Genomic DNA, 6248 nt, shown 5'->3' with positions numbered 1-6248 from the left:
ACGATGGACACCCTTGCTCTTGGCTAGTGGTTGGCCACTACAAGCCCCCACAGCGGACTTTCACCGCCTAGTTAATCGCCATGCGTGGCGCACTAAAAAGAAGCTGCCGTCCCTATCGCTGACGGCAGCTTCCTTTTTCATCCCATATTCATGTATACGCGTGAAGAAATCTCAAGCCATCATGGAGAGCAAATAATGTTCGTCCGGATGCTGCTTGCCGACCAGCGCCACCATGCAAGCGGCACACTGGCCGAGCGGAATGTCGACCTTGTAAAACCCGGTCCGGAAGGCGACTGCAGCATTGCCTATCGGCACCAGCGATTCGCACTGAATGCAATAGACGATATCCATCGTTCGTTTCATCATTATCCGCTCCTTTATTGTAGAGGTTTGTCGTGCATCGATACGACCGGCTTGTACTCAATCCCTTTCACGATAAGATTTTGCGGCAGATGAATCATTCGACAGAGCGCACTTCTTTATTATCGAACACTAATCTAGCGATTTCTAGGGTAAAGGGTGTCTGATTTTGTCACAAACGATTAAAAATCTCTTAAACTTTACAATATTTCCATAAGGAAACAACGATGTTTGCAAACGCTTACATTTAAACGTGCGCGGCAGCCGGTTTTGTCGATTATTTCACCCTGTTGCCGGCAAGCCAACGGGCCGCCTCCAACAAGTCCGGCGCAACAAAATCGGGCTTCGCCCCATCGTACCATTTATGCCGATAGTCAGTTATAGAACTATGGCCCCAGCCCGTCAAAACTAATATTTTGACAGCTCCGACTGCCGCCGCCGCTAACATATCCGCCGTTCCGACATCGCCAATTACCGCGCAGCGGGCTAAGTCCAGGCCATGCTCCTGTGCCGCTCTCCTGAGCAACCCCGGTTTCGGCTTGCGGCACTCGCAGCCTGAGTCGGCGGCATGCGGACAAATGTACGAAGCGTCGAAGCCGTAAGCTTCAAATTGCTTAACAAAATCCATTTCGGCCGCTTCCCCGCGCGCGATTCTGTGCTGGTTGGTAAAAGCAAATATCTTCATTCCGCTTTGCTTCAGCAGTTTGATTGCGTCCTGGGCGAACGGGAATAGTTCAAAATCGCGGGGATGAATAAAATGCCCGTTTCCGCCTATCGTTCCGTCACGATCTATGAAAACCGCTTGAAAATCGGGCATCGTATCCCCTCCGTCCAAATGGCTGTCTTTCCGCCTTCAGAGACTGCGGTCGGCCGGGAATTCGAGCCCGATTTGGCGTCTCGCCTCGTCCATAATCCGCATCGCGGTCAAGGAACTGGCGAGCGAATTCGTCTCGGACTCCGTGCGGCCAGAGGCGACAGCGGCGATAAACTCCCTCACTTCGTACGCCATCGAATGGCCCGGCTGCGGCCGCGATACGTCTTCGACCGATCCGTCGCGATAGCGGATTTCCACTTTTCCCAGCTCATTGATTCTATCGATGGCCATGGTGGCGTGCTCGCCCTGAATTTCCGAGGGGAGGGCCGAGTTGGCGATTTTCGAGTAGAGGATGACCGCTTCCATATCGGGGTAAGACAGGAGCAGGCTGCCTTCGCCGTCGACGCCGGAACCGAGCATCCACGCATTGGCCCGAATGCGCTCCGGCAAGCCGAACAGCACGGCCAGCGGATAAATGCAGTAAATACCCAAGTCCATCAGAGCGCCGTTCGAAAATTGCGGATTGAACGCGTTGAGCACCGTCCCTTGCTTATAAGCGTCATAGCGGGACGAATATTGCCCGTAGCTGGCAAAATAGCGGCGAATCGGACCGAGCTTCGGCAAATTGTCGCGGATGGCGGCAAAGTTCGGGAGCAGCGTCGACTTCACCGCTTCCATCAGAACGACGCCGCTGCGGCGGGCTGCGGCGACCATCGCTTCAAGCTCATCGCTATTGGACGCAATCGGCTTTTCGCACAGAACGTGCTTGCCGCGTTCCAAACAAGCAATAGCCTGTCTGGCATGGTACGAATTGGGGCTGGCGATATAGACCGCATCGATCTCGCGGCTGGCCGCCAGCTGCTCCGGCTCCGTATACCGATGCGCGATGCCGTGCTTTGCCGCGAACTCCTCGGCCCGCTCCGCCGTACGGGAGCAGACCGCCGTGACTGCCGCCTCTCCGCTCTCCCGCGCTGCCGCAATGAACGATTCCGTAATCCAGTTAGTGCCGATGACGCCGAATCTGAGCATGAGCGAAACTCCTTCTTGTATCAACGTTGTTATCGTTTATCGCCCCAGGGACAGCCTCAGGACTTCGAGCAAGTTGACCCGCTGCTTCGTCCGGTCGTCAAACAACTCGCCATCCTGAATATGATCGATATACAGCACGCCGTTCAAATGGTCGATTTCGTGCTGAATGCATCTGGCCAAATAGTCGGAAGCTTCCAGCGCAACGGTCTCGCCGGCGCGGTTCCAGGTGCGGAGCTTCACATATTTCGCCCGTTTCACGATGCCGGTGTAGCCGGGATAAGACAAGCAGCCTTCCGGGCCGGTCTGCTCGCCGCCGGTTTCCACGATCTCCGGATTGATCAGTTCGATTAGCCCTCCTCCGCAATCCATCACGATCACTCTGCGCAAGATGCCGATCTGGGGCGCGGCGAGCCCGGCTCTGCCTTCGGCCGCATACAAGGTATCCGCCATATCGTCCAGCAGCTTGGCGATTTTAGGGGTGATCGCTTCGACCGGTTTGGCCGTTTTGCGCAAGATCGGATCTCCGAACGGCAATATCGTTTTCTCCGCCATCGCTTTACGCCCCTTTCCCGGAGGCAGTATGCCGCCACAGGTCGCTTGGCGTACACTCCAATGCGGTGCAAAGCGCATCCAGCGTTTCGGCTTTCATCTGTTTCGGCTGGCCGGTGATGAGGGCGCTGATGGACGGCGCCGACAGCTCGTACCCGGCCTTCTCCTTCAGCAAGCGCGCCAACGCCGCACCTGTGAAAATGCTCCTTTGGTGCATCACTTGTCTCAGCATCCATACGAGCATAAACAGCCCTCCATATTAGGTGTTGCCTAATTTTATTAGTTGTCACCTAATATAGCATACGATGATTGGTAAGTAAACTTGTCGTCGCCGTCTGGCGTCACTGCTCCACAGCGGCATGCTTCGTCTGCGGCCGCCGCATCCAGATGACGGCCCCGAATACGAGTACGCACGCAAGCGAAATTAGCGAGCTGATAAAAAACACTTGCTTCATGCCGTAAGCGGAGCTCGCGATTCCGCCCAGGAAGCTGCCTATAATGCGTGCGGCTCCGAGACTGAGCAGACCGTTGAGCGTTTGCCCGCTCGCCTTCCATTCGGGCGGCACTTCCCTGTTGATGAACGTAGCGAGCGTCACCGACAATACAATGAAGATAAGCCCGTGCAGCGCCTGAACCGGCAGCACCCAAAGCGGATTCGTGATGACGGAAAACAGAAACCATCTTGCCGCCGAAGCCAGCGCCGCCACAAGCAATACGGCGGAGATCGGGACGCGTTCGAAAATCTTTTTGGAGAGTAGCAGGAACGGCAACTCGCTCAGCGAGGAGATGACCATCGACCATCCCAGCAGCGAGCTGTCGGCCCCGAGCTCCTTGAAGTAGATCGGGAAGAACGAATAATAATAGCCGAGCGTAATTTGCACGATGAAATTGATGCTCAAATACAGCATCAGCTTGCCGTTATGCAGCAGCTCGCGAAACTGGCGCCCCTGCACGTTTGCGGGATGGCCGCCGACGGGCGGAAACCGCCACAGCAATAGCAGCGCTGCACCCATCGTTGCGGCGTATACCGGGAACATGACGCCGATATGGGATTTGGCGACAATCCCGAACACAAGCGACATGATTGCGAACCCGACCGTCCCTCCGAGCCGGATGATGCCGAAGCCCCACGATTTGTGCCGGTCCAGCTCCTCCAGCGTAATGGCGTCGCTGATCGCGAAGATCGACGTCTGGAAAAAGGTGAATATGCATATGGCAACGAGCATTACCACGAAATGATTCGACAAAGGATACAGCATGATGGACAAGCCGCTGCCGACGAGCAGCACGCGCAGCACGCCGTTTTTCGTTCTTGCCCGGTCGCCGAGCGCTCCCCACACCGGCTGCCCGAGCATCGCCACCAAAGGTCCGAAGCTGAGCAGAAGGCCGATCTGCTCCTGGGTGAACCGGACGCTGTGCAAATATACCGGTATGAACGTGCTGTACACGGCGTTGCCCATATAAATGACCACATAGAAAAACAAAAAGTAGTACGGGTTCGTCTGCCATCCCTTCTTTCGCTGTTATGACCGGCTGTCCATGTCATTATAAACCGAAATCGGCATGACGGGAACCTTTGCCCAAACTGGCGCCGCATAGCGGTAAACGAAAGTAATCGTTGGCTGCCCGGATCGAGCATAGTACAATTAGCGCATGGAGGTCGATCGTATGGCGGAAACGTCGGACCGTGAAAAGTTGAGTGCAATTCTGAAGGCAGTCGAAACGACCAATGCAAACGTAGATGCGTTTGCCGAGGAATTGACTCAATTTCGCAAAGAAATGAATGAGTTCCGGCGCGAGACCACAAACAGCTTCAACAAGGTTGACCGCCGATTGCGCTTCCTGGAGACCGATTACGAACAACTGAATGAGCGCGTCGATAAACTGGAGCTAAGCGGCAAAAGCCATTGAGACGGCCAAACGGCCGTCTCTTTTTTTACCGTTAAAGAATGTTTAGTTCTGTGAAACGATCAAGCGAACAGAAGAACATGCATTACGGCATGAAAAGCTTCCTCGCTTACGAAGCGAGTTTTGCTACGCAAAACTTGTAGTTCGCCCATCATCGAGAAGGCTTCGAAAGAAGCTTTTCTTATGTTTCAGCCTTGTCCGTTCGCTCTCAGCTCCGGCACCAGGTTCGGCGGAGTTTGGCCGCTGACGGCCAGCACGAGGTTGCGCGCCGCGAGCATCGCCATGTCGAAACGGGTGCGGGCGGTAGCCGAGCCGATGTGCGGCAGCGTCACTACGTTCGGCATGCCCAGCAGCGGGTTGTCCGCGGCAACCGGCTCGCGCTCGAACACGTCCAGGCCAGCTGCGTAAATCGTTCCTTCCTGCAACGCACTGGCAAGCGCCGCTTCGTCCACCGTCTGCCCGCGCGACGCATTGATGAAAATCGCCCCGCGTTTCATCATTGCGAACTGCTCGCGCCCGAACATCCGCGTCGTTTCCGGCGTTAGCGGCGTCATCAGGACGACGAAGTCCGACGAGCGCAGCAGTTCTTCCATGCTCATATAAACCGCGCCGAGCTCCCGCTCCGCGGCTTCTCTCCTTGTCCGGTTGCAATAACCGACGCTCATGCTGAAGCCGAATTTGCCGCGGCGGGCGACGGCTTCGCCGATTCGGCCCATGCCGACGATGCCGAGCGAGGCGTGATGAACGTCGACGCCGAATAAATTTTCGCCGTCGTCCCGCTTCCACAGCCCGTCCTTCACATACCGGTCGAGTTCCGGAATGCGGCGCGCCGTGCTCAGAATCAAGCCAAACACCAAATCCGCAACCGTATCGGTCAGTACGTCCGGCGTATTTGTGCCGAGGACGCCGCGGGCTTTCATCGCCGCCACGTCAAAATGGTTGTAGCCGACGCTGATCGTGCTGACCGCCTTCAGGTTCGGGGCCAGCTCCAAGAGCCTACTGTCGATTTTTCTGCCGGCCGTCAGCAGCCCGTCCGCTTTCGCCAGCTTTTCGCGCAAGACGTCTGCAGGAATCGACTCTCTCCGGTCCCAGACCGAATATTCGCAATGCTCGGCGATATGCTGTTCCACTTGTGCGGGAACCGGCCTGTCAATAAATACATATGGCTTCACGAACGGCCTCCCTGTAAAATGAAAATTCCTTAACGTCCAGTATATGCCTTCAGGCCGTTATGCAAAAGTAGTATTCTAAAGGTAAGTTCCTATAGCACAGGTAACTTACCGCATTGCCGGCACCGGAATCAGGAAACGAATATGCAGCAGGAGCACCACGACCGAAATCGCCCATGCCCGTTGCGGATTCAAATAATGAATGCGGAGGATGACATAAAAAAACATGTTAAACAGGATTGACCACCAATAATTCCATCCGTGCGCATAATTGATCCCGTTAAATATAAAATAACTGGCGGCTTCGATGAGCGATTGCCCCAACACCCAGGCGCAAACATACAAAACCTGTTTTCTCCCGCCGTCCGGATAGTTGCCGAGATAGAGCAGCACGAGCGACGGATATCCTATCAGCTCGA

The 6248-nt window shown here is 55.5% G+C and carries 8 protein-coding genes and 1 pseudogene; 1 reads left to right on the top strand and 8 read right to left on the bottom strand.

The genetic code is table 11. The features are described 5' to 3' along the window. Positions 1–171 precede the first annotated feature (171 nt). The 6 genes and pseudogenes from SD70_RS32165 to SD70_RS32140 all read right to left on the bottom strand — a co-directional run. Positions 172–366, bottom strand: coding sequence for a hypothetical protein (locus SD70_RS32165; protein ID WP_156158310.1), 195 nt, complete (start codon positions 364–366; stop codon positions 172–174). A 271-nt stretch (positions 367–637) separates the two neighbouring features. Continuing rightward, positions 638–1177: an HAD-IIIA family hydrolase gene (locus SD70_RS32160; RefSeq protein ID WP_041052737.1), complete on the bottom strand. Its 540-nt coding sequence runs from the start codon at positions 1175–1177 to the stop codon at positions 638–640. A gap of 36 nt (positions 1178–1213) precedes the next feature. Further along, positions 1214–2203: a Gfo/Idh/MocA family protein gene (locus SD70_RS32155; RefSeq protein ID WP_041052735.1), complete on the bottom strand. Its 990-nt coding sequence runs from the start codon at positions 2201–2203 to the stop codon at positions 1214–1216. A gap of 36 nt (positions 2204–2239) precedes the next feature. Next, a complete protein-coding gene (gene def / locus SD70_RS32150) occupies positions 2240–2755 on the bottom strand; it encodes a peptide deformylase (RefSeq protein ID WP_041052733.1) in 516 nt (171 codons plus the stop codon). A 4-nt stretch (positions 2756–2759) separates the two neighbouring features. After that, complete coding sequence (locus SD70_RS32145; protein WP_041052732.1) at positions 2760–2996, bottom strand: helix-turn-helix domain-containing protein; 237 nt, start codon at positions 2994–2996, stop codon at positions 2760–2762. 97 nt (positions 2997–3093) lie between these two features. After that, a pseudogene (locus SD70_RS32140) lies at positions 3094–4242 on the bottom strand (MFS transporter); the annotation flags it as partial. 178 nt (positions 4243–4420) lie between these two features. Here SD70_RS32140 and SD70_RS32135 point away from each other — a divergent pair. After that, positions 4421–4663, top strand: coding sequence for a hypothetical protein (locus SD70_RS32135; protein ID WP_041052730.1), 243 nt, complete (start codon positions 4421–4423; stop codon positions 4661–4663). Positions 4664–4848: 185 nt separating this feature from the next. On the opposite strand, the gene SD70_RS32130 is transcribed toward SD70_RS32135, so the two are convergent. Continuing rightward, positions 4849–5832 carry a 2-hydroxyacid dehydrogenase gene (locus SD70_RS32130; RefSeq protein ID WP_041052728.1) on the bottom strand — a complete coding sequence of 328 codons (984 nt, stop codon included), beginning with the start codon at positions 5830–5832 and terminating at the stop codon, positions 4849–4851. A 105-nt stretch (positions 5833–5937) separates the two neighbouring features. Beyond that, the coding region (locus SD70_RS37335; RefSeq protein WP_041052726.1) for a CBO0543 family protein at positions 5938–6248 on the bottom strand (311 nt) is incomplete at its 5' end.

Source organism: Gordoniibacillus kamchatkensis (genome assembly GCF_000829455.1).
Classification (GTDB): domain Bacteria; phylum Bacillota; class Bacilli; order Paenibacillales; family NBRC-103111; genus Gordoniibacillus; species Gordoniibacillus kamchatkensis.
This window is presented reverse-complemented; position numbering and strand designations above follow the sequence as displayed.